Raw genomic sequence first — 23,904 nt, forward strand, 5'->3', positions numbered from 1 at the left:
AGCGGTCATGGCAGGCACCTCCCATTTATACATCATTGAACGGTGGAGCGTTCTTTCAAAGCAATGTTTCGTATAATGTATATATCACATTTTACAGATGATTGCAAGCTTTTTATACGCTTTTCACGAGATTCAGTAAAAAACATGAACTCCCATAAAGGCAAAACATTCACATCTCATGGTTCTTTGAAGGTGAACGGAGGAATTGTGTCATTTTGACACAATTCCTCCGCTCACCTTGCCCCCTCCACCGGCTTCAGTGCGCTTTTGCGGTATTGCAGGGGACTTTGCCCGGTGGCTTTTGCAAAGCGGGTGGAAAAGTTGCTGGCATCGCCAAAACCTACCTCCTGTGCGATCTCGCTGACGCTGTGGTCGGTGAGGACAAGCAGTTCCTTTGCCTGGGTGATGCGGAAGTTGACCAGATAGTTATACGGCGTTGTGCCCATATACCGCCGGAACAGGCGAAGAAAATAGCTTTTGCTCATGTGCGCCTCTGCCAGCAGGTCGGCAAGGCAAAGCTCTTTCTGGTAATTCTTGCGCAGGGTCTCTGCAGCCTGCAAAATGACCTGCCGTGCGCTGGTGGCTTCGGTCTGTGCAAGGATGCTCCGGGCGCACAGCGCCAGCATCTCATGCAGCGCCAGCCCCATGGTCACCATGCTGTCCACGGTGCTGCGCTCCATCTGCCCTAAAAGTGTTTCAAACAATTCCTGCATCTTGACCCCGGTGAGCTGCACCGGGGTCAGTTTTTTGCCCGGCAGCAGCAGCGGCTCCATGGCGGCGACCCCTGCGCCGTCCAGATGCACCCAGTAATGGTGCCAGCAGCTTTGCCCCGGGGCGGTGCAGTAGCTTTGGGGGGTGCGGCAGTTCAGCAGCAGTGCCTGCCCGGTACGGAGCTCCACATGGCTTTCCCCCTGCTCGATGAGCCCTGCCCCACGGAGGGTGTAGAACAGCAGATAGCTTTCTTTATCGGTCCGGGCGGTGGAAAAATGCTGTTGGGCGTAAAACACTCCCGCCTCGGTGCAGTAATAGGGCTGTGCCAGCTCTGCTTCGCTGGGGGTAGTGCGTTTCCATACACTCTCCGGGGTCACATCCATGTTATAAGTCAACATTTTCCGGTTCCTCACTTTCTGTGTTCAGTATAGCGCACCGGTCTTTGCCGTGCAAGAGTAGACTTTTCACAAAGAATGCGTCACCTTTGCGGATGGAATTGCCCGCATCATACCGCTATACTGGTAGCAGTCAAAGCCATACAGGAGGCGCATTATGCAAAAAAATTATCTTGCCATCGACATTGGTGCGTCCAGCGGGCGGCACATTGTGGGATGGATGGAGAACGGCGTTCTCCTCACCCAGGAAGTGTACCGTTTTCCCAATAGCGTCCGGCGGGTGGACGGTCATCTGGAATGGGACATCGACAGCCTGTTTGCCAACGTGAAGCAGGGCATCCGGGAGGCCTTTGCAAAGTACCCGGCTATCGAGAGCCTTTCCATCGACACCTGGGCGGTGGACTATGTGCTGCTGAAAAACGGCCAGCCCCTCTACCCTGTCTACGCCTACCGGGACGACCGGACGCAGGCAGTGATCCCCGAAGTCCACAGCATTCTGCCCTTTGCGCAGCTCTATGCACGCACCGGCATCCAGTTCCAGCCCTTCAACAGCATTTATCAGCTGTATGCCGACAAAAAAGCCGGGCGGCTGGCAGAGGCCGAAGACTTTTTGATGATCCCGGAATATCTGCTGTGGAAGCTCTGCGGCGTAAAGGCGCGAGAGTACACCAACGCCACCTCCACCGGCCTTGTGAATGCACAGACCGGGGAATACGACCCGGAGATTCTCAAGGCTCTGGGCCTACCGGAAACGATGTTTCCCAAGCTGACCGCACCCGGTACGGTGCTGGGCCCGTTGAAGGCGGACATTGCCGCCGAGGTGGGCGGGCAGACCAAGGTGGTGCTGTGCGCCACCCACGACACCGCCAGCGCGGTAGAGGGCATCCCCATGGAACAGGGGGATGCGCCGTTCCTTTCCTCCGGTACATGGAGCCTGCTGGGGGTCAAGCTGGCAAAGCCCATCACCAGCCCGGAAAGCCGCCGTGCCAACTTTACCAACGAGGGCGGCGTAGGGTACATCCGCTACCTGAAAAACATCATGGGTCTGTGGATCATCCAGTGTGTGCAAAAACAGTTGGGCATTTCCTTTGCCCAGATGGTGGAGCTGGCCAAGACCAGCACCTACACCCGCATTTTTGATGTGAATGCAGCCCGGTTCTCTGCCCCGCAGGATATGCGCGCAGAGATCAGAGCCACCCTTGCCGAGACCGGCGAAGCCCCTGCCACGGATGCCGATCTCATCAACAGCATCTACCACTCGCTGGCGTACTGCTACGGGGAAGCCTACCGTGAGATGGAGGCTGTGACCGGGCAGCACTGGGACAAACTGTACATCGCAGGCGGCGGCGCAAAGAACGCCACCCTGAACGAGCTGACTGCCCACTACATCGGAAAGCAGGTGGTGGCGCTGCCCATCGAAGCCACCGCCATCGGCAATTTGAAAATTCAGATGCAGATTTAAGAAGGAGGAACCCTATGAGTTACGCAGAAGCAAAAGCCCGCTACGCCGCCATTGGCGTGGACACCGAAGCTGCCATTGCCCGGTTAAAGACCGTGCCTATCTCCCTGCACTGCTGGCAGGGAGATGATGTCCGGGGCTTTGACACCGACCCCACCAAGCCCCTGACCGGCGGCATCCAAACCACCGGCAACTACCCCGGTCGTGCCCGCACCCCGGAGGAGCTGATGGCAGACATGGACAAGGTGCTGTCCCTCTGCCCCGGCACCAAAAAGATCAACCTCCATGCCTCCTACGCCATTTTTGACGAGGAGAACCCGTGGGTAGACCGGGACAAACTGGAGCCCAAGCACTTCAAAAAATGGGTGGATTTCTGCAAGGCAAGAGGTCTAGGCGCAGACTTCAACCCCACCTTTTTCTCCCACCCCAAGTGCGACCCACTGACCCTTGCCAGCCCCAACGAGGAGACCCGGAAATTCTGGGTGGAACACGGCAAGGCCTGCATCCGCATCAGTCAGTATCTGGCCGAGGAGCTGGGGCAACCCTGCACCATGAACATCTGGACGGGCGACGGCTTTAAGGACGTACCGGCGGATCGTAAAGGTCCCCGCGACCGTTACAAGGCCAGCATCGACGAGATTTTGAGCGAGCCTTACGACTTCAAGCTGGTGAAGCCCTGCATCGAGAGCAAGGTGTTCGGCATCGGTGTGGAGGCATACACCGTGGGCAGCGCCGAGTTTGCCCTGGGCTACGCCGCCTTCAACCGGGAAAAGTGCATTCCGCTGATGGATAACGGCCACTACCATCCCACCGAGGTGGTCAGCGACAAGATTCCTGCCCTGTTGGCCTTCTTCCCGGAGATCGCGCTCCACATCACCCGCCCCATCCGCTGGGACTCCGACCATGTGGTGCTGTTTGACGATGAAACGAAGGAGATCTGCAAGGAGATCGTGCGCTGCGGCGGTCTGGACGGCCGGGTGAACATTGCACTGGATTACTTTGATGCCTCCATCAACCGCATCTCCGCATGGACGGTAGGCTTCCGCAACGTGGAAAAGGCGCTGCTGTCTGCCCTGTGCACCCCGCATACGGTGCTGAAAGAGCTGCAGGACACCAATCAGTTTACCGAGCTGATGGTGCGGCAGGAGGAGCTGAAGACCCTGCCCTTTGGGGAAATTTGGGACGAATACTGCCGCCGAAACGGTGTGCCGGTGGACGGTGCATGGTTTGAGGAAGTAAAGAAATACGAGCAGAACGTGCTGAGCAAGCGCATTTGAATGAGAGAGGTTTTTGAAGATGGGTATTCTGGATATTGAAATTGTCAAAGGTTTTATGCGGATGTGCAACGATGGCTGGCTGCAGGGCTGGCACGAGCGCAACGGCGGCAACCTGACCTACCGCATGAAGGAAGAGGAAGTGGCACAGTGCCGTCCCTTCTTTGACGAGCAGCCCCGCGAATGGGTGAACATGGGCGTGCAGGCAGATAATCTGGCGGGGGAGTATTTCATCACCACCGGTTCCGGCAAGTTTTTCCGCAACGTGGAGCCGGACCCTGTTCACAGCATCGGTATTGTGGAGATCAACGACAAGGGCGACAGTTGGCGCATCGTCTGGGGCCTGGAGGACGGCGCAAAGCCCACCAGTGAGTTCCCCAGCCACTTTATGAATCACAGCGTCCGCAAGGCCGCCACCAATGGCGCAAACCGCGTTATCTACCACTGCCACGCCACCAACGTGATTGCCCTGACCTACATCCTACCCCTGACCGACCGGGACTTCACCCGTGCGCTGTGGCAGAGTGCTACCGAGTGCCCGGTGGTGTTCCCAGAGGGCGTGGGCGTCTGCCCGTGGATGGTGCCCGGCGGGGCAGACATTGCCATGGCCACCAGTGAGCTGATGAAAACCTATCAGGCTGCCATCTGGGCACAGCACGGCCTGTTTGCCTCCGGTCCGGACTTTGACATCACCTTCGGTCTGGCCCACACCATCGAAAAGAGCGCGGAAATTTACGTCAAGGTGCTCTCCATGGGCGGCGGCATCATCCGGCAGACCATCACCGACGACGACCTGCGCGCCATTGCCCGCGACTTTGGCGTGACCCTGAACGAGAAGTTCCTCAACTGAGCCATTCTCCTCCATTTTTCTTCATCATAGCAGAACAGGCATCCTGCCCGATACCGCCAAACGGTATCGCAGGATGCCTGTTCTGCTTTATGTTTCCCGGAATTCCATGGGCGTTTTTCCGGTGACCTGCTGAAAGACTGCGCTGAAATAATTGCGGGTGGCAAAGCCAAGCTGCTCGGAAATTTCCCGGACGCTGAACGGTGTACTTTTCAGCAGAACTTTCGCACGTTCGACCTTTGCAAACTTTACATAGTTCGTGACACTCAGACCCGTTTCTTCCTTGAATTTGTGGGTGAGGTAATATTCTGTGTAGCCCACCAGGGCGGCAAGATCTTCCGCTACGATCTTTTTGTCCAGATTCATCTCGATATAATCCACACACTTCTGGATCTGTCTACTGAGGTTCGGGTTTGTCCGGTGTTTGTGGACACGTCGGATGAAATCATCGTACATCATCATTGCAAGGGGGCTCAGCTCATCCAGCGATTTTGCCGATTCTGCCGCCTGAATGTAGCTGTCCCCCAGCGAGTACGCCTCCTCCGGGGAAAGACCACCCTCAATGGCAGCACGGCACACCAGCGAGGTGAACACGATGATGGAGGTCTTACTCTGACGCAGAACATCGCTGCTCTGCACCGGCACACCTGCACTTATGCTCATACTGTTGGAAAGCGCCTGCTTGTAATTCATATCTCCGGTGCGGACCATCTGCAGCATTCCCTGCTCTGCCATCCAGATCTTATGCCGGTCGTGGGGAATTGTGGCGCTTTTCAGCCGCTCCTCCTGCGCTGTGCTGCTGTTGACACAGCTCAGTTCCAGCCGCTGTCCGGTCAGGCAGTAGTGCATCATCAGCAGGTAGCGGTTCATAATGGTGTTTTGCAGGGTGGGGACTTTTTCAAGGGCTTTGTAAAGCTGGATCGTCCATGCTACACTGATCTCCAACTTGCTGTAGTATTTCAGCCCGTCCTCGATCCCGCGCAGGGTCACGTCCTGATAGAACACCGGTCCAATGACCCAGACACGCTTCAGCTTTTCCTCTTCCTTTTCAAAGGCTGCTCCCCACAAAAGACCCAAAGCCGTCCCCAAGGTAACGGGCACATCATCCCGGTTCCCATGCTCCAGCATCCGCTGTTTGCAGCCGAACAGCTCAAATGCGCTGGCAAGAAAGGCCTCGTCCGGACAGTTGCTCCGTAGTAGCTTTCCCTGTGCATCATAGCACCATGTATAAACATTGCCGCCGCACTGGACAAGTTCGGAAAGCAGCATCATATTCTGGAGAACATCCATGTGTAACCCCTCCGGCTCATTGGCTCATTGATAGAACCAGTATATCATACTTCCGCCTTTTTTTCCATCGATGCCCGGAGCCAGTGCAGCAGGATGCCCGCAGAGATGACCGCAGAGCTTACGTCTGCCATCAGGTGCGCCGCCGCAATGCCCTGCACGCCGTAAAGCGCATTCATCAGGTACAGCAGCGGGATCAGCAGCAGCCCCTGCCGCAAAAGAGAGAGCACCACCGCACCGCTTGCCTTGCCCACGGATTGCAGCAGATTGGTTGCCAGATAGGTCAGACCGATCACCGGGCTGCCCAGAACCAGATAGACCACCAGCTGCGTTCCCAGACGGAAAGCGCCTTCTTCCTTGATGAACATCCCGATCAGCGCATTGCGTCCGGCAAAGCTGGCAGCTCCGGCAAGGACGCCAAAAACAACGGTCAGCAGGATCAGATTCTTCAAAAGCTGCTTCAGGCGTTTCGCGTCGCCTGCGCCGTAGCTGTACGCCAGAAGCGGCTGGCAGCCCATACAGATCGCCATGGCGATCATGCTGATGACCATGGTCGTCTTGCCTGCCGCCGCCATGGCTGCGACCGCCGCTGTGCCGTGGGTCACCAGCAGCCGGTTGCTGAAGGAGGACGCAAACCCGGCCAGCAGGCTGCTGATGCCGTTGGGCAGACCGATGGCCAGCAGCTCGCCCAGCATCTGCGGCTTTTTCAGAGCCGGGCGGAAGTCAACGGTCAGCACCGTGCCGTGCTTAACGATGTAGCGCAGGTAGCAGGCAGTCGCCACAAGGTTGCCCAGCACACTGGCGGCAGCCGCACCGCTGACACCGAAGTTCAGCACCAGAATGAACAGCGGGTCAAAAATGCAGTTGACCAGCGTGCCCAGAAGATTACCGATCATGCCCTCTTTTACTGCGCCCTCTGCACGCACCAGCATCGCCATGCTGTTGGACAGGATGAAACACGGTGCACCCAGTGCCAGAACCTGAAGATACCGCTCCGCATAGGGAAAAATTTCTGCATTGGAGCCCAGCATCCCCAAAAGCGGCACTCTGCCCACCAGCAGACCGATGCTGACCAGAACGCCCAGAAAAAAGCTAGTCCAGAAGCAGAGCGAGGAGCAGATCTTGCCCTGCTCGATCTCACCCGCGCCAAAGCAGCGCGCAATGATGGCACTGCTGCCTGCGCCAAGCATCGTGGCCACCGCCGCAAGAATCGAGAACACCGGCCCGACGACGGAGACTGCCGCCACCTGTGCGGTGTCGCCCAGACAGCCCACAAAAAACATATCTGCCATGTTGTACAGCACCATGACAAGGATAATGATGATGGAGGGCACTGCCATGGAAAAAATGGACTTCCAGACAGAGCCGGTACGGAAAAGTGCTTCGTTCTTCATGATCTCCTCCAAAAATCAACCGCACGCAGGCAGAACGAAAGCCCCGGTCATGGGGCTTTCAGAGCGGCATCTATCACAGGTTATCCAGCGCATCCAGCAGTGCCTTCAGCGCTGCTTCCGGCAGACCCAGCATGGGGCCGATCTTGCCAAAGGTCATGCCGTAGGCGGCTTTTGCCTGCTGATTCTCGGCAAAGCCGGGCAGATACTGCTCCACGATAGCCTTTGCAGCCTCGTTTTCCATCAGGGCTGCAATGGTGCTCTGGCTGTTCAGCTTGCCGCCGGTCAAAATTTCCGGGTGCTTCCAGCTGCTGATGCTCTGGTGCCCGGCAGACAGTGCGCCGTCCACCGGGATGGCTGCGCCGGTGATGTACCGTGCCAGACCGCTGGCAAGGAAGAGTGCCAGTGCGGCGCACTCCTCCGGGTCGCCCATCCGCTTTGCCGGGCAGTCGGATGCGAAAAAGTCCATGGCCGCAGCCGGTGCATCTCCGAAAATGCTGGTCTTGGTGTAACCGGGGCAGATGGCGTTGACGGTGATGCCGTATTCCGCGTAATCCAGTGCCGCTGCGCGGGTCATGCCCACCACGCCGAACTTGGTGGCGCTGTACAATGCCTGTCCGCGCTGGGGCACAAGCCCTGCCACCGATGCCACATTGATGAGGAAGCCGCCCTCGCTGTGGCTTTTCAGGATAGCCTCTGCACCGTACTTCATCCCGGCAAAGACGCCCTCGCTGTTCAGGGAGAAGATCTTCTCGTAATCCTCTACCTCATACTCATGCAGCGGTGTGCCGCCCATGCCGATGCCTGCGTTGCTGACAACGCCATCCAGCTTACCGTAGTGTGCCACCGTCTTGTCCACCAGCTCTTTGATGGCGGAAGCCTTGCTGCAATCGGTCTGGATAAAGATGGCGTCGCCGCCCTTGACGCAGATGCCGTCTGCCACAGCCTGCCCCTGCTGGGCACTGCGGGCTGCACAGACTACCTTCATGCCGTTTTCGCCGAAGCACTCGGCAATGGCGCGGCCGATGCCGCGGCTTGCGCCGGTGACGATAGCAACTTTATCTCTGACACTGTTGAAATTCATCATTTTCATAAAGCATCCTCCATTTTTTATTTTTCGTATTCACGAACTAGATTTGCAACTCTTAGTTGCTTATCCATCTCTATGGTGTTATAATAGCACTATGCCGCAGGGGCTGCAATCAGCAGTTTCCGGCGTGTCCGGTGTTTAAGCAACGGATCACGTTCCAAGCGTTGGTTAAGCATCCTTTACGAAATACATTGACGGAGGAATTGTATGGATATCCGGGTCAAAAAAACGAAGCGTGCCATTCAGAAAACGTTTATCGACTTGCTGCGGGAGAAGCCCATTGAAAAGATCACGGTCAAGGAAATTGCCGAACGCGCCGAGATCAACAAAACGACCTTTTATTCCCACTATGAAACGCTGGATGCACTCACCGCCGAAATGGAGCGGCAGACAGTCCAGCTCGTCTGCGACAATATGCGCGGCGCACAGCAGCTGCTGGATGAACCGGAGGCCTTTGTGCAGGAAATGTTTGCTGCTCTCCAGCAGGCAACGGATTACCTCGGTGTGGTTCCGGTATCCGCGATGAACCGCTTTACGCAGCATTTGCGGGATGCCATTCTGGAAAAAATCAAAGGTGACAATATCGAGCCGTCCCAATATGAAAATGTCGGTGCCATCCTGATTTTTGTAATGAACGGTCTTTCCGGGCTTTTGAACACCGACGCCAAACTGGCGCAAAAGCACATCAACGTAATTGCCGCCGTGGTTGCAAATGGTGTCCATGGTCTGCATCTTTCCCACTGAACCAAAACAGGCTGCGAGAAGCATCTTCCGCAGCCTGTTTTTTGCTATTGCAGCTTATTTTTCTGCGTAACTGCCCAGCACCCCAAGGCTAGGCTTTGCGGTCCGCTCCATGGTTTCACGGTTCACGGCGATCAGGCCGAACTGCATGGCGTAGCCCTTCTGCCACTCAAAGTTGTCCATCAGGCTCCAGTAGAAGTAGCCCTTCACCGGGATGCCGTCGGCGATGCAGTGCTGCACGCCGTCCAGTGCCTGCCGGATAAACGCCACACGACGGGCATCCTCGGCGGTGGCAATGCCGTTTTCGGTGACGATGAGATCGCCCTTGAATGCTTCTGCCACTTTACGGATGACGTGCTCCAGTGCCTGCGGGTAGACCTCGTAATCCATCTGGGTCAGCTCTGCGCCCTCCGGTGCCGGAAGCTGCCCCTGCGGGCCATAAAGAGTGCGGGTGTAGTTCTGCACCCCAAGGAAATCGTCCTTTTTAATGTAGGGCAGGTAGTGGGTAAACTCCTCCTGCCATGCGGCCTCGGCAAAGGCTTCGCCGCCGGGCTGTGCCTGCAAGTCGTGGAGCGAGAGGGTCAGGCCCACCTTGACTTCCGGGCAGATGGCCTTGATGGCATCCCGTGCGGCGGCATGGGCGCGCAGCACCAGCAGGTCACCCTCCGGGGTGCGCTCGCTGACAAAGATCTGGGGCTGGGGTGTGCCGAACACCTGTGCGTTTTCCATGGCGGCAAACTTCATGTTTTCCATCATCTTCTGGAAGTTCATGCCCACCTGCACCGTGCCCTCCGCAGACTTTCCGGCTGCTGCGGCATTTTTCGCAGCCTGTTCTGCCATCAGGCGGAACCGCTTGGAGATGGCGGCCAGCTGCAGGCCCATATTGGCTTCGTTGATGGTGCAGACATAGCGCAGCTCGCTGCCCAGCTGCTCCATCACATAGGTCACATATTTTTTGAAGTCCTCGACCGTGGATTCTGCTTCCCAGCCGCCCTTGCAGATGAGCCATTTCGGGCTGGTAAAGTGCAGCAGGGTGGCGATGGGCTCTACGCCCTGCGCCTTGCAGCAGGCGATGACCTTGCGGTAATGTTCGATGGCTTCCGGATCAAATTTGCCTTCCTCCGGCTCCACCCGTGCCCACTCGATGGAAAAGCGGTAGGCGTTCAGCCCGGCATCGGCCAGGAGTTTGATGTCCTCTTCGTACCGATGATAATGGTCGCAGGCAATGCCGCTGGGCTCTGTAAAGCTGGAATGGGGCAGCTGCTCCTGTGCCCAGTAGTCGCTGTTAGTATTGTTACCCTCTACCTGATGGGCTGCTGTTGCAGCACCGATGAAAAAGCCTTTTTCAAATTTCTGCATGATGGTTCTCCTTTTATCCAGAAGCAGTGTTTTCTCTTGTGCCTATTGTAACAGGTCTGTGCGGCGCAAAAAGGATAATTTTTCACGTTATTGGTAGATTTTTCGTTGAGCGAGTATAACTGCACGAATTTTTATCCTCAATCCAAGTTTTTCATCCTGCAGTATCTGTTGCATTCTGTTATTCTGGTGTCAGGAAAAGCGGAAACCGGTTCACACAAAAAGGAGGAAAATCATTATGTTCCAAAAGAAACCCAGCGCCAGTGAGGTAGACGGTGTCCAGTACCGCCGTGCAAAGCTCTGGCAGATCATCTGTTATGCCTGCAACGCCTTTGTGGGTATGAGCGTCTACTCACTGATCGGTATGGCCAGTTATTCGGCCAGCATCGGCTACGGCATCACCACCGCAACCGTGGGTCTCATCCTGATGCTGGCCCGCATTCTGGACGGCTTTACCGACCCGATGCTGGCCTTTGTTTACGACCGCGTCAACACCCGTTTCGGCAAGCTGCGCGTTCTGCTGATCAGCGGCTACCTGATCGAAGCAGTCGGCCTGCTGTGCATGTTCAACCTGTGCTCCAGCAAGGGCTTCGGCCTGCCGGTGTTTGCCCTGACCTACATTATTTACATCATCGGCTACACCGTCACCAACATGACCGCCCAGACCCTGCCTGCCATCATGACCAACGATCCCCGGCAGCGTCCCACCATCGGGGTCTGGTCCACTGCCCTGAACTACGCCGTGCCCATGGGCATGAGCATGCTGATCTACACCGTCATCCTGCCCAAGTGCGGCGGCACCTTCAATCAGGACTTCCTCAGCACCGTCTGCACCATCGTCCTGATCATTGCCGGCATCGGCACCCTGATCGTCTGCGCCGGTATCTCTGCCTACGATAAGCCCGAAAACTTTGAGGGCACCAACAAAAAACACGAGCCGCTGAAAACTGCGGATATTCTTGAGGTGCTCAAGCACAACAAGCCCCTGCAGTGCTACATCGCCTCCAACGCTTCCGACAAGCTGGCACAGCAGGTGGGCAGCCAGGCCATCATCAACACCATGCTGAACGGCATCCTGATCGGCAACATGGGTCTTGCCACCACCCTTGGCGTGATCAGCATGGTGCCTTCTATCTTCTTTGCAGCCTTCGGCGCAAAATATGTGGGCAAAAAGGGCAGCAAGAAGGGCATCGTGACCTGGACCTGCATCAGCATGGCCATCACCTCTGTGCTGATCCTGTTCTTCATCTTCACAGATACCCGTCAGATCGGCGTGATGGGCAGTTGGAACATGATCGTTTACGTGCTGCTGACCCTGCTGCAAAACGGCTCCAATATGTGCATCACCACCTCCAACACCTCTTATATGGCTGACACCATCGACTACGAGCTGGACCGCAGCGGCCGTTACATCCCGGCTGTGGTCTCCGGCACTTACAGCCTGATCGACAAACTCATCACCTCGGTGGCTGCTGTCATCGCCACCGGTGCCGTGGCTATTCTGGGCTACACCACCACGATGCCCCAGCCCACGGATGCCTACACCTCCGGCATCTTCTGGATGACCCTTGCCATCAAGTACGGTCTGCCGATGCTGGGCTGGCTCATTACCCTGATGGCCATGCTGGGCTGTCCCCTGACCAAGGAGGAAATGGTCAACGTCCAGAAGCGCATCGCAGATAAGAAAGACGCCCTTCGTCATGAAGTGATTGCAGAACACATGCAGTAACACCCCGCAAAAACCGAAAGGGCTCATACGCTCTTTCGGTTTTTGCTGATTCTATCCATTTTTCATAAAGGAGTTTTTACCATGAGCAAGACCATCCTGCTGAATCATAGCAATTGGCATTTTACCAAGGAGAACCCCGGCATCCCCACTGCCGTGATGGGCGAGGCCATTACCCTGCCCCACACATGGAACGCCGTGGACGGTCAGGACGGCGGCAACGATTACTACCGCGGCACCTGCTGGTATACGCTGGCTCTGGCAAAGCCCGCCATCCCGGCAGGCGGCAAAGCAATTTTGCAGTTGGACGGTGCCGCTATGACCGCTGTAGTCTACCTGAACGGCGAAAAGCTGGCCGAGCACAAGGGCGGCTATTCTACCTTTCGGGTTGACCTGACCGAACATCTCAAAGAGGAAAATCTGCTGGCGATCAGCGTGGACAACAGCGACAACGACACCGTGTACCCCCAGAAGGCAGACTTCACCTTCTACGGCGGCATTTACCGCGATGTAACTCTGCACATCGTTCCGGCAGAGCATTTCGCTTTGCCCGCAAACGGCGCACCGGCTCTGAAGGTGACCCCCATCGTCACCGACCTTGCCGCCAAGACCGTTGAAGTTACTGTGGAAGCCGCCGTGGTGGGCGCACAGAGCGTAACCTTTGCACTGGAAGGACAGGCCCTCACTGCTCCGGTAGAGAACGGCACCGCAACGGCGGTTTTCACGCTGGACCATGCCCACCTGTGGGATGGTATTGATGACCCCTTCCTCTATACCGTATCTGCGAAACTGGACAACGGCGAGGAAGCATCTGCCCGCTTTGGCTGCCGGAAATTTGAGATTGACCCCCAGAAGGGCTTTTTCCTGAATGGACGCAGCTACCCGCTGCGTGGCGTTTCCCGCCATCAGGACCGCAAAGACGCGGGCATTGCCCTGACCAACGAAATGATGGAGGAGGACATTGCCCTCATTCTGGAGATCGGGGCCAACACCATCCGGCTGGCCCACTATCAGCACGCACAGCATTTCTATGACCTGTGCGACGAAAAGGGCCTTGTCATCTGGGCAGAGATCCCCTACATCACCATGCACATGACCAACGGCCGTGCCAATACCCTGACCCAGATGGAGGAGCTGATCCGTCAGAACTACAACCACCCCTGCATCGCCGTGTGGGGCCTGTCCAACGAGATTACCGCCGCTTCCGCTGTCAACGAGGATCTGCTGGAAAACCACCGTCTGCTGAACGAACTGGCCCACAAGCTGGACCCCACCCGCAAGACCACCATGGCAAATGTGTTCATGTTGGGCATCGACAGCCCCATTCTGGAGATCCCGGACGTGAACAGCTATAACCTCTACTTCGGCTGGTATCTGGGCGAATTGGAGCAGAACGACGAGTTCTTTGACAAGTACCATGCGGATTACCCGGACCGGTGCATCGGTCTGGCGGAGTACGGTGCAGATGCCAACCCCCAGTACCAGAGCAGCCACCCGGAAAAGGGCGACTACACCGAGAGCTACCAGTGCATTTACCACGAGCACATGGCAAGGATGATTGCCGAACGTCCTTGGCTGTGGGCGACTCATGTGTGGAATATGTTCGATTTTGCTGCCGATGGCCGAGATGAGGGCGGCAAGCACGGCGAGAACCAGAAGGGCCTTGTCACCTTTGACCGCAAGCTCAAAAAAGACCCCTTCTATCTCTACAAGGCCTATTGGAGCAAGGAGCCCTTTGTACACCTGTGCGGCAGCCGCTATGTGGACCGCGCCGAGGATGTGACCGAGATCAAGGTCTACTCCAATCTGCCGGAAGTCTCGCTGTACAAGGACGGCCAGCTGGTGGAGACCCGGAAGGGCGACAAGGTGTTCACCTTCCAACTGCCCATCACCGGCAAGCACAGCATTGAGGCACGCTCCGGCGAGCACAGCAGCGTGATCCTTGTGAACAAGGTGGACGCCCCCAACCCGGATTACGCCATGGACAACCGCAAAAACGTGACCAACTGGTTTGACGGCGAGCTGGACGAAAGCTGCTGGTCGGTGAAGGACAACATGGCTGCCGCCATGGCAGACCCGAAAGCTGGTCCTATCCTGAAGCAGATTTCTGATAAAGCCGCCGCCGCCCGCGGAGATGTTGCCGCTGCCGTGAAAGACAACCCGGCTCTGGTGGCCATGATGGAGCGTGCCATGCAGCGGATGACCATTGAATCCATGCTGATGCAGGCAGGCGCTTCCGAGGAGGACATCAAGCAGCTGAACCGTGTATTGCAGGGTATTTCCAAGGAGTGAGTTTCGATGAGACAGACTTATTGCAACCCCCTTGATCTGGGCTACCGCTATCAGCACATGAAGGAAGGCCCGCGCGTGGCGGGTTTCCGGGAGGGTGCAGACCCGACGCTGGTTTATTTCAAGGGCAAATATTATCTCTTTGTTTCCATGTCGGCAGGCTTCTGGTATTCGGAGGATCTGCTGAACTGGGACTTCCATGCAGACCCCGGCCTGCTGATCTACGACTACGCACCGGATGTGCGGCAGGTGGGCAATTACCTCTATTTCTGCGCCAGCCGCAAGGGACGCAACTGCCCCATTTTGCGCACCGCTGACCCCCTGACTGAGCCGTTTACCGAAGTGTCTGCCCCCTTTGCCTTCTGGGACCCGGATCTGTTCTGCGATGACGATGGCCGGGTGTACTTCTACTGGGGCTGCTCCAACATCTCCCCCATCTACGGGGTGGAGCTGAACCCGGACACCATGACCCCAATCGGTGAAAAGCAGGAGCTGATCTTCGGCAATGAAACCGTACTGGGCTACGAGCGCCCCGGCAACAACGGCATCGTGGACCGGGAAGCCAGCGTGCTGTACCAGTCCATGAAGCAGTTCTATGATCCCAAGACCGGCAAGCTGAATCTGCCGCCGCAGATGGCAAATATCCCCGGTCTGAGTGTCGAAAGCCTGACTGCCATGTTCAACGCCATCGGCAAGCCCTACATCGAGGGTGCCTTTATGACAAAGCATGACGGCCTCTATTACCTGCAATATGCCTGCCCTGGCACCCAGTACAACACTTACGCCGACGGTGTATACACCTCCCGTTCTCCGCTGGGCCCCTTTGTGCGGCAGGCATCCAATCCGTTCTCCGCAAAGCCCGGTGGCTTCATTACCGGTGCAGGCCACGGCAGTACCATTGCCGACACCTACGGCAACTGGTGGCACGCTTCCACCATGCGCATTTCCGTCAACTATGACTTTGAGCGCCGGGTGGGGCTGTTCCCTGCCGGGTTCGACAAGGACGGCGTGCTTTACTGCAACCAGAACTTTGCCGATTACCCCCACCGCATCCCGGCAGACCGCTTTGATGCCGCCAGACAGCAGCCGGAATGGATGCTGCTGAGCTACAAAAAGCCGGTCACGGCCTCCAGCACCGCAGAAAACAGCAGCCCGGAATGGGCAGTCAATGAGGACTGCCGCAGCTGGTGGAGCGCCGCCGGTGCAGAGCCGGGTGAATGGCTGTGTGTGGATCTTGGCAAAGAGAGTGATGTCCGTGCCATTCAGGTAAATATGGCGGACGAAAAGCTGGTGGTGGACTTCCCTGCCGACAGCTACGGCGATGACCGCAAGACCCGCCACATCGAGACCCGGCCCCAGATCTCCCACTACACGGTGGAGACCAGTGTGAACGGAGCGAGCTGGACGCTGCGCGAAAATGTTGCCCGCGAGTGCTCCAACGGCTACTACGAATATGCAGACGGCATCCGTGCCCGGTACGTCCGTGTGACCGGCGGTGCGCTGCCCTACAGACAGGCGCTGCGCATCAGCGGCCTGCGGGTGTTCGGCAACGGCGAGGGCGCAAAGCCCGCGCAGGCCGAAGCCGCCGGGGTTCGCGTGGATGCACTGGATGCAAAGATCACTTGGCAGCACATCGAAAATGCACAGGGCTGCAATGTCCGCTACGGCGTTGCGCCCGACAAGCTCTATCTGAGCTGGCTGGTGTATGATGCAGACGAAGTGACCCTTTCCACCCTGACCGCCGGGCAGGAATACTACATCTGCGTGGACAGCTTTAACGAAAACGGCATCACGCCGGGTAAGACTTTCAAACTGGAGGGGTAAAATATGCCCATCAAAGCTGTGCAGCAATTTATGCTGGGCACTGTACTAAGCAATGAGCAGCAGGCAAAAGAGACCCTTGCTGCCATGAAAGCCGCCGGGTACGATGGCATTGAATTGTGTGGATTTATGATCCACCCCATCGGCTTTGTGGTAAAGCTGCTGACCAAGGCCGCCGGGATGCCGGTGGGCAAGGGCGGCAATCTGGACTGGCACAAGCTGGTGCAGGAGGCCGGCCTTCGGGTGGTCAGTCTGCACACCGACCTTGGCAGTTTGGAACGGGATGCCCACGCAGTGGCCGAGGAGGCCAAAAGCTTCGGCACACAGTATGTGGTCATCACCGGGATGTACCGCTTTGATTACGGCGATGAAGCCGTTATGCACCAGCTTGCGCAGCGGCTGAACAAAGCCGGCGAGACTCTGACAGCCGAGGGCATCCACCTGCTCTACCACAACCACAACTGCGAGCTGCGGCATGTGAACGCAGAAAAGCGCGCCTACGACATCCTCTTAGAAGAGACCGACCCTGCCTTTGTCAACTTTGAGTTTGACAGCTACTGGTTCACCGAGGGCGGTGCAAATGCGCTGGCATGGATGCAGCGGCTTGGTCCCCGCATGAAGCTGTGGCACATCAACGACCGGGGCACCCGCATCACCGGCAGTGCCATCACGCCTATCCTGAAAACCGACAGCATGGAGCTGGGCACCGGCAACATGGACTTGGACAGCCTGATGGCGCAGGCCCTTGCCGTGGAGGTGGATGCCGTTATTCTGGAAAGCCACCGCAATTGGGTGGACAATTCCCCCATCAAGAGCTTCCAGCTCAGTGCAAAATACCTTGCGCAAAAATTCTGACCTGCCATTCTCTCATTATTTTCTTCTTCATTATCCCCATAAAAGCAATGCCCCGCACCGGTTACTCCTTCCGGTGCGGGGCGTTGTGTTTTGCGGGGAATCTTTTTGCGTTACAGGGTGTGGGTGCCCGGCTGCAAGGTCAGGCTTCTGCCATCCGGGAGGGTGACTTCTGCGGTTCTGTTGCAGGGCACGGTGATGGTGTAGGTCACGGCATCGCCTGCATACTGCCAGCCGCTTTCAATGCGCCCCACCGGGGAATCGTACACTGCTTTTGCCCAGCCCAGAGCCGGGTTCGGGGTGGGGGCGATGGTCAGGGTCTCCCCTGCCAGATGGATGCCGCACACGCCGCCGAACAGCCAGCCGCAGATGGCACCGTAGGAGTAATGGTTCAGGGATTCGCTGGGGTGGCCGTTTGCGTCAATGCCCGTCCATGTCTCCCAGACGGTGGTAGCGCCCTGCTTGACCTCATAGAGCCAGCTGGGAGCGGTGTCCTGTAACAGCAGCTTATAGGCGGTGTCGGCATAGCCGTACTTTGCCAGCACCTCGCAGAGGAAGGGCGTAGAAAGGAAGCCGGTGTTCAGGTGGTAGCCGTTTTCCGCCACCATCCGGTTCAGGGTATCCGCAGCGGCTTGGCTCTCCTCCTCGCCCAGCAGTGCAAAGGCAATAGCGCGGACGTATTCGCACTGGCGGTCAGAAGTAATTTTCCCGTTGTCCGTAAAGGCAGCACGGTATGCCTTGACCGCCTTTTCTACCGTGTCGCGGTACTGCGCTGCGTCCTCTGCCTTGCCCAGCGCCTGCGCGATTTCTGCCAGAAGCCGCCCGGAATAAGCCAGATACGCCGTACCCACGCTCTTGCGCGGGTTCATCATCGCCTGCATGGGGGTAATGCCCGGCTCACACCACTCGCCGTAGTCCAGACCGTTCAGCACCGTGTACTTGGCGTATGCACCGGTCTGCTGTTCCTCGGTGGTCTGCTGGGCACGGCCAAGCAGGAACGCATACCACTTCTGCATCATCTCGTAGTTGTCCGCAAGGATCTTGCGGTCGCCGGTGCGCTTATAAAGGACGTAGGGCACCAGAATGGCGGCATCGCCCCAGCCCGCCGACATACAGAGCATGGGGGTCATGTAGCCGGGGCGGCTGGTGGGCGGCGCAATGTTCGCCATGCGTCCATCCGGGTACTGGTTCAGGCGGCATTCTGCCAGCCATTTTTCCACCACCGGGTAGCAGTCCATCAGGGTCAGGCCGGTCTCGATGAACACCCCCATATCGCCAGTCCAGCCAGCGCGCTCGCGGGTGGGGCAGTCGGTGGGGATATCGCAGAAGTTGCCCTTCTGGCTCCACACACTGTTTTTCACCAGCTGATCCACATCGGCATTGCCGCACGCAAAGCTGCCGGTGACCGGCATCTCCGAATAGACGGCGTGGGCAGTAAACTCTGCGCCGGTCAGGTCGATGTCCGTTTCCACCTTTGCGTACCGGAAGCCCATGATGGTAAAGCTGGGCTTGTAGTGGTTCTCGCCCTCTTTGCAAACGAGTTCCAGCAGCTGCGCCGTGCCGCCCTCCTTGTGGCGGTTCCGGTCCTGAAAGTTCTCCTGCGTAAAGTTGCCGTTCTCGTCCAGTGCTTCGCCGCACAGCAGCTTGATTTTCTGCCCGGCGTGGGCGGTCAGCTTCATCTCCACATAGCCAGCCATGTTCTGGCCAAAGTCCAGCACGGTCTCGCCGTTGGGGGTGCGCAGCAGCCTGCCCGCAAAGGCTTCCTGCTCCCGGATGGGCACGGTGTTCATACCGGTGATGGGCAGGGAGTTCGGCTCGGTCTTTACGCCATGCCAGCCGGAAAGCTCCTCTTCCAGCCGGGCATCGTGCACTTCGCCCTGCTGCATATCATTTTGGCGAATCGGGCCGCACTGGGTGGCCTCCATGTCGTCATCCGAAACGCAGACCGCCTTGCCGTCCACTTCCAGCTGGAACAGGACAGCCACTTCTTTCCCGAACAGGTCACGGTCTCCATCCACGCCGGAGGTACTGCGGTACCAGCCGTCGCCCAATGCGATGAGCAGCTCATTTTCACCGTCACGGACAAGCGCAGTCACATCGTAGGTCTGTGCCCCAAGATGCTTGTCTGCGGTAAAGCTGCCGGGGGCAAGCACCATGTCGCCGACCCGCTTGCCGTTCAGCCATGCCGCATACAGCCCCCTGGCAGTAATGTACAGCCGCTTGCCTTCTCCCGCCGGGGCGGTGAACGTTTTGCGCAGATAGCTTGCCGGGCGGTGGGGCTGATAAGGCTGCGCCTGCCCCTTGCCGGAGGCTTCCAGCGCCGCCTGCTTCTGCTCCCAGTTGGGCTTTGTAAAGGCGTTGATAGCATCGGTGCAGTCGATGTCCGGCTCTTCTGTTTCCGGGCAGACCCACACGCCCTGCCAATCCGACTGCGCAAGACCCGTTTCAAACTCAGCTTCGCTCCATGCGCCGGGCTGATCGTTTTCATCCCACAGGCGGATGCGCCACTGTCCCTGCGTCTTGGGCGGTACAGCGCTGGGCGTTTCGGTGTGCATCACACTGCCCAAAGCCTTTCCGCTTGCCCACAGCGTTCCGGCTCCGGCGGTCACTTCGATTTCGTAGGCGGTCTGGTGCACGCCTTCGGCGCACTGCCACGATAAAAACAGCGTCCCGGCATCTATACCGAGAGGCTGGGTCAGATGATTCGTTTTCAGGTTTGTTGCTTGCATCATCCGCATCTCCTTTTTTCCGTTTGATTTCTGTTCTTATTATAAAGAGAATCCCACGGAATAAGGGTGCAAAATTTTGTGTTATCGGTCAAAAAATCGTGTTATTTATGACAATTTAAAAAATTCATCTTGCTTCACGACTTTTCATCCGTACTGTCTGCGGTTCTCCTGTTATACTTTGGGTAAGAAAATCAAAGGGCTGCGGACTGCCCTCAAACGAAAGGAAGGCATTACAGAATGGACATTGAAAAGATCCTCCAGCAGATGACACCGGAGGAAAAAGCAGACTTCTGCTCCGGTTCGGATTTCTGGCATACACAGCCGGTGGAGCGGCTCGGTGTGCCCGCCGTGATGATGAGCGACGGCCCCAGCGGTCTGCGCAAACAGGACGAGCAGGGCGACCATCTGGGCATCAACGAAAGCATCCCGGCGGTCTGTTTCCCGTCCAGTGCGGCGGTGGCTTCCAGCTTTGACACTGCTCTGGCAGAAAAGCTGGGTAACACGCTGGGCAATGAGTGCCGCGCCGAGAATCTGGCTCTGCTGCTTGGCCCCGGCCTGAACATCAAGCGCAGCCCGCTATGCGGACGCAACTTTGAGTATTTCAGCGAGGACCCCTATCTCAGCGGTGAGATGGGGGCGGCGCTGGTCAAGGGCATCCAGAGCAACGGTGTGGGCAGCTGCATCAAGCATTTTGCCGCCAACAATCAGGAGACCGACCGCATGGTCAGTGACAGCGTAATGGACGAGCGCACCCTGCACGAGATCTATCTTCCCGCCTTTGAAACGGTGGTCAAAAAGGCACAGCCGCTGGGCGTGATGGCCGCCTACAACAAACTCAACGGCACCCACTGCTCGGAGAACAAGGAGTTGTTGACCGACATCCTGCGCAAACGCTGGGGCTACGAGGGCATGGTGGTCACCGACTGGGGCGCAGTGAAGGACCGTGCCAAGGGCATCGCCGCAGGGCAGGATCTGGAAATGCCCGGCGGAAGCGGCCGCGGCACAAACTCGATCCTTTCCGCCATCAAGGCTGGGACTCTCTCGGAAGAAGAGCTGAACACTGCCGTACGCAACCTGCTGCGCTTTGTGGATTCCGTGACCGAAGCCGAGAGCACGAACGCCGTATTTGACCGGGACGCAGACTACCGGATGGCAGTTTCTGTTGCGGAGAACTCTGCTGTGCTGTTGAAGAACGAAAAGGGCACACTTCCTCTGGCAAAGGGCTGCAAGGCGGTGTTCCTTGGCGAGTTCGCGGAGCATCCCCGGTATCAGGGCGGCGGCAGCAGCCATGTCAACAGTGCGAAGGTCAGCTGTGCGCTGGAACACGCCCCCGGTGTGGCCTATGCACAGGGCTACCGCACCGATGAGGATACCGTGGATCCTGCGCTGGAACAGGCCGCGGTGGCCGCTGCCGTAGACGCAGATGTCGCCGTGATCTTTGCCGGACTCCCGGAGCGGTACGAGAGCGAAGGCTACGACCGCACCACCCTTGCCATGCCGGAAAATCAGAATCATCTGATCGCCGCAGTCGCTGCGGTACAGCCGAATACCGTGGTCGTCCTGCACAACGGCTCTGCCATCGAAATGCCGTGGGTCAACGATGTCCCGGCTGTTCTGGAACTGTACCTTGCCGGTGACGGTGCCGGAGAAGCCGCCGTGAATCTGTTGTACGGCGCTGTCAACCCCAGCGGCAAGCTGGCAGAGACCTTCCCCCGGAGGCTGAGCGACACCCCGGCTTATCTTTCCTTCCCCGGCGAGCGGGAGACCAGCGTTTACTCTGAGGGCGTATTTGTCGGCTACCGCTACTACGACACCACGGAAGCAGATGTTCTGTTCCCCTTCGGTCATGGCCTTTCCTACACGACCTTTGAATACAGCGTACTCCGGCTGAGCCGCAGCACCGTCCGTGAGGGTGAAGAAGTGCAGGTCACCGTCACGGTAAAAAATACCGGCGCAGTCGCCGGCAAGGAAACGGTGCAGCTCTATGTAGCACCGCCCAAGGGTGAGCGTCACCGTCCGGTCCGGGAACTGAAAGGTTTTGCCAAGGTGTCCCTGCAGCCCGGTGAGAGCAAGGAGGTGCAGTTTACACTGGACAAGCGCAGCCTTGCCTATTATGAGCCGGAACTGCATGATTTCTATGCAGAAAGCGGCACTTACCAGATCTGCGTTGGTGCATCCAGCCGGGATCTGCGCCTGACCGGCTTGCTGGAATGGCAGGCAGCGCAGCCGCTGCCGGTACACTTTACCGCAGCCTCCACTCTGAAGCAGGTCATGACCCACCCGGTGGGTGCTGCCATCATCGGACCGATCCTGCAGCGTATGGCCGCAGCCGCAGGCAGCGCCACCGGAAAAAAGGACGATGATGATTCTTCTCTGTCCATGATGATGGGAATCCAGCTCAACACGCTGATTGATTTCCACGTCCTGACCGAGGAGCAGCTGAACGGCATCCTGAGCCAGATCAATCAGGCGTAAGGCAGGGATTGCGCGATAAAATAAGTCCTACTCTCTCCACTTTATTGCCATAAATTTTCCAAAACCTCTTGACGCATTCTACATACAGTGGTATTTTTCTTGTAAATCCCACTGCTTTTGTGGATTGGCCCAAAACCATCCACAAGATGTGGTCGTGTTCATTTTGAACACAGCCACAGAAAGTGGTTGGTTATCACCGTGAGACCCACCACTTCCGTGAGGAAAAGTCCACGAAAGAATTTACCGCCCCGCAACACACCCGATTCATTTTGCCGCCGATTCACCCGACAAAATCCATCGCTATGCTGCGTGGGCGGTATTTTTCTTTTAGGGAGCTGCACCTTGAAAATTTCATGAGCCGACCGAACGTGATACCGACTTTCCGTCAACGCCGCTGCGCAAACAGGGGCAGGAACTTCGTTCGGAGCAAACGGCGATCAACATACACGAGCAGCACAACCTCTACTTATTTTTTGCGCCTTAACAATTCGGAAACAATTACCCAGAAACGGTTTTGAGCGCAGCGGTAGAGGGCAAGAACCGTCCCGTGGCCACAAATTTTCAATTCTTGAAAATGTTGTGTTCCACCGGGACTTCACTTCTTCAATGCGTCTGCATTTCCGATGTGATCTTGTTGGGGCGTGCCTGCCCCAAACCCTGCTCATAGTTCGCGCCTGATGGCGCGAACAAACGGCGTGTCGTGCTTACATAACTTCACCGAGGAGTTATCGAACAGACAGGAGGTACAATGACCAAAACGAATGTTCAACTGACCCCTAGCAATTCCCAGCGCCCCGACACGCCGAACAACAAAACGCACACCATCAAGTTCCGTGTGACAGCGGAGGAAAAAGCGTCACTGGAACTCACTTGCAACCTCCTGAATCTCTCCCTCTCCACTTTTATCCGCCGCGCCATCCACAACGTCAAGATCGAGAAAACGGTCATCGTTGCCGGCGGCGGTGAAGAAACCCTGACCGCTGTTTCCACCCTGCTTGCTCAGTGCAGCAAGGTGGGCGGCAACCTGAACCAGCTTGCAAGGCACTTCAATTCCGGCGGTGCAGACACCGAACAGATCCGGGCGAAACTCCTTGACGAACTTGCAGACCTGACCGCATTTCGGCTGCACGCCGAGAAAGTTCTGGGTGAACTGTATGGCAACGCTCAAGCATATCGCCTCTAAGAACTCGGACTACACCGCCATTGAAGCGTACCTGATCTACCAACACGATGAGTTCACCGGAAAGCAGCTTCTGGATGAACAGGGCAAGCCGAAGCTGCGGGATTCGTACCTGCTCGACACCCTTGAGTGCGGCGATTTCTCGTTCGCAACGGCCTGTCTGCTGGCAAACCGCAAGTATGGCAAGAACACCCAACGCGATGATATTAAGAGCCATCAGTATATCATCAGCTTCGACCCCAGAGATGCAGCCGACAACGGCCTGACCATGGAAAAGGCAC

At 57.3% G+C, this 23,904-nt stretch carries 16 protein-coding genes and 1 pseudogene; 11 read left to right on the plus strand and 6 right to left on the minus strand.

Translation table 11 applies throughout. The features are described 5' to 3' along the window. Positions 1-233: 233 nt before the first annotated feature. Positions 234-1,109 (minus strand): AraC family transcriptional regulator, encoded by an 876-nt coding sequence (locus DXB44_RS05915; RefSeq protein ID WP_118658073.1) that lies wholly within the window; start codon positions 1,107-1,109, stop codon positions 234-236. 154 nt (positions 1,110-1,263) lie between these two features. Between DXB44_RS05915 and DXB44_RS05920 the strand changes: the two genes are divergently transcribed. From DXB44_RS05920 to rhaD, 3 genes are read left to right on the plus strand one after another with little or no spacing between them, the layout of a single operon-like run. After that, positions 1,264-2,568, plus strand: a complete 1,305-nt coding sequence (locus DXB44_RS05920; RefSeq protein ID WP_118658074.1) for a rhamnulokinase family protein — start codon at positions 1,264-1,266, stop codon at positions 2,566-2,568. A gap of 14 nt (positions 2,569-2,582) precedes the next feature. Beyond that, positions 2,583-3,842: an L-rhamnose isomerase gene (locus DXB44_RS05925; protein WP_118658075.1), complete on the plus strand. Its 1,260-nt coding sequence runs from the start codon at positions 2,583-2,585 to the stop codon at positions 3,840-3,842. Positions 3,843-3,861: 19 nt separating this feature from the next. Next, positions 3,862-4,689 carry a rhamnulose-1-phosphate aldolase gene (gene rhaD, locus DXB44_RS05930; RefSeq protein ID WP_113621281.1) on the plus strand — a complete coding sequence of 276 codons (828 nt, stop codon included), beginning with the start codon at positions 3,862-3,864 and terminating at the stop codon, positions 4,687-4,689. Positions 4,690-4,776: 87 nt separating this feature from the next. Here rhaD and DXB44_RS05935 read toward each other — a convergent pair whose 3' ends face one another. The 3 genes from DXB44_RS05935 to DXB44_RS05945 form a co-directional block, all read right to left on the minus strand. After that, positions 4,777-5,976, minus strand: coding sequence for an AraC family transcriptional regulator (locus tag DXB44_RS05935; RefSeq protein WP_005920195.1), 1,200 nt, complete (start codon positions 5,974-5,976; stop codon positions 4,777-4,779). Between the two features lie 44 nt (positions 5,977-6,020). After that, the gene (locus DXB44_RS05940; protein ID WP_243111040.1) at positions 6,021-7,367 is read right to left on the minus strand and encodes an MATE family efflux transporter; all 1,347 of its coding nucleotides are present in this window, start codon (positions 7,365-7,367) and stop codon (positions 6,021-6,023) included. A 73-nt stretch (positions 7,368-7,440) separates the two neighbouring features. Further along, positions 7,441-8,457 (minus strand): SDR family NAD(P)-dependent oxidoreductase, encoded by a 1,017-nt coding sequence (locus DXB44_RS05945; protein WP_097779824.1) that lies wholly within the window; start codon positions 8,455-8,457, stop codon positions 7,441-7,443. A 204-nt stretch (positions 8,458-8,661) separates the two neighbouring features. Here DXB44_RS05945 and DXB44_RS05950 point away from each other — a divergent pair, with 204 nt between their 5' ends. After that, positions 8,662-9,198, plus strand: a complete 537-nt coding sequence (locus DXB44_RS05950) for a TetR/AcrR family transcriptional regulator (RefSeq protein WP_005920192.1) — start codon at positions 8,662-8,664, stop codon at positions 9,196-9,198. Positions 9,199-9,252: 54 nt separating this feature from the next. Here DXB44_RS05950 and DXB44_RS05955 read toward each other — a convergent pair whose 3' ends face one another. After that, positions 9,253-10,554, minus strand: coding sequence for a family 1 glycosylhydrolase (locus DXB44_RS05955; RefSeq protein ID WP_097839187.1), 1,302 nt, complete (start codon positions 10,552-10,554; stop codon positions 9,253-9,255). Between the two features lie 235 nt (positions 10,555-10,789). Here DXB44_RS05955 and DXB44_RS05960 point away from each other — a divergent pair, with 235 nt between their 5' ends. From DXB44_RS05960 to DXB44_RS05975, 4 genes are all read left to right on the plus strand, one after another. Beyond that, a complete protein-coding gene (locus tag DXB44_RS05960; protein WP_005920190.1) occupies positions 10,790-12,280 on the plus strand; it encodes an MFS transporter in 1,491 nt (496 codons plus the stop codon). Positions 12,281-12,361: 81 nt separating this feature from the next. Beyond that, on the plus strand, positions 12,362-14,569 hold the full coding sequence (locus DXB44_RS05965; protein ID WP_118658077.1) for a glycoside hydrolase family 2 TIM barrel-domain containing protein: 2,208 nt from the start codon (positions 12,362-12,364) through the stop codon (positions 14,567-14,569). A gap of 6 nt (positions 14,570-14,575) precedes the next feature. Further along, entirely contained in the window at positions 14,576-16,390 is a 1,815-nt protein-coding gene (locus DXB44_RS05970) for a family 43 glycosylhydrolase (protein WP_118658078.1), read from the plus strand. A gap of 3 nt (positions 16,391-16,393) precedes the next feature. Beyond that, positions 16,394-17,242: a sugar phosphate isomerase/epimerase gene (locus tag DXB44_RS05975; RefSeq protein ID WP_005920187.1), complete on the plus strand. Its 849-nt coding sequence runs from the start codon at positions 16,394-16,396 to the stop codon at positions 17,240-17,242. A gap of 110 nt (positions 17,243-17,352) precedes the next feature. Here DXB44_RS05975 and DXB44_RS05980 read toward each other — a convergent pair whose 3' ends face one another. Then, positions 17,353-19,971, minus strand: a complete 2,619-nt coding sequence (locus tag DXB44_RS05980; protein WP_347561803.1) for a family 78 glycoside hydrolase catalytic domain — start codon at positions 19,969-19,971, stop codon at positions 17,353-17,355. A 234-nt stretch (positions 19,972-20,205) separates the two neighbouring features. Between DXB44_RS05980 and DXB44_RS05985 the strand changes: the two genes are divergently transcribed. From DXB44_RS05985 to DXB44_RS06000, 3 genes and pseudogenes are all read left to right on the plus strand, one after another. Further along, positions 20,206-22,443: a glycoside hydrolase family 3 C-terminal domain-containing protein gene (locus DXB44_RS05985; RefSeq protein WP_097779820.1), complete on the plus strand. Its 2,238-nt coding sequence runs from the start codon at positions 20,206-20,208 to the stop codon at positions 22,441-22,443. A 748-nt stretch (positions 22,444-23,191) separates the two neighbouring features. Beyond that, positions 23,192-23,626 carry a plasmid mobilization relaxosome protein MobC gene (locus tag DXB44_RS05995; RefSeq protein WP_118658080.1) on the plus strand — a complete coding sequence of 145 codons (435 nt, stop codon included), beginning with the start codon at positions 23,192-23,194 and terminating at the stop codon, positions 23,624-23,626. Further along, positions 23,598-23,904: pseudogene (locus DXB44_RS06000) on the plus strand (protein rlx); the annotation flags it as partial. The gene DXB44_RS05995 and the pseudogene DXB44_RS06000, both read left to right, overlap by 29 nt.

Origin of the sequence: Faecalibacterium sp. OM04-11BH (assembly GCF_003482185.1) — a bacterium.
In the GTDB taxonomy this organism is placed as follows: domain Bacteria; phylum Bacillota; class Clostridia; order Oscillospirales; family Ruminococcaceae; genus Faecalibacterium; species Faecalibacterium tardum.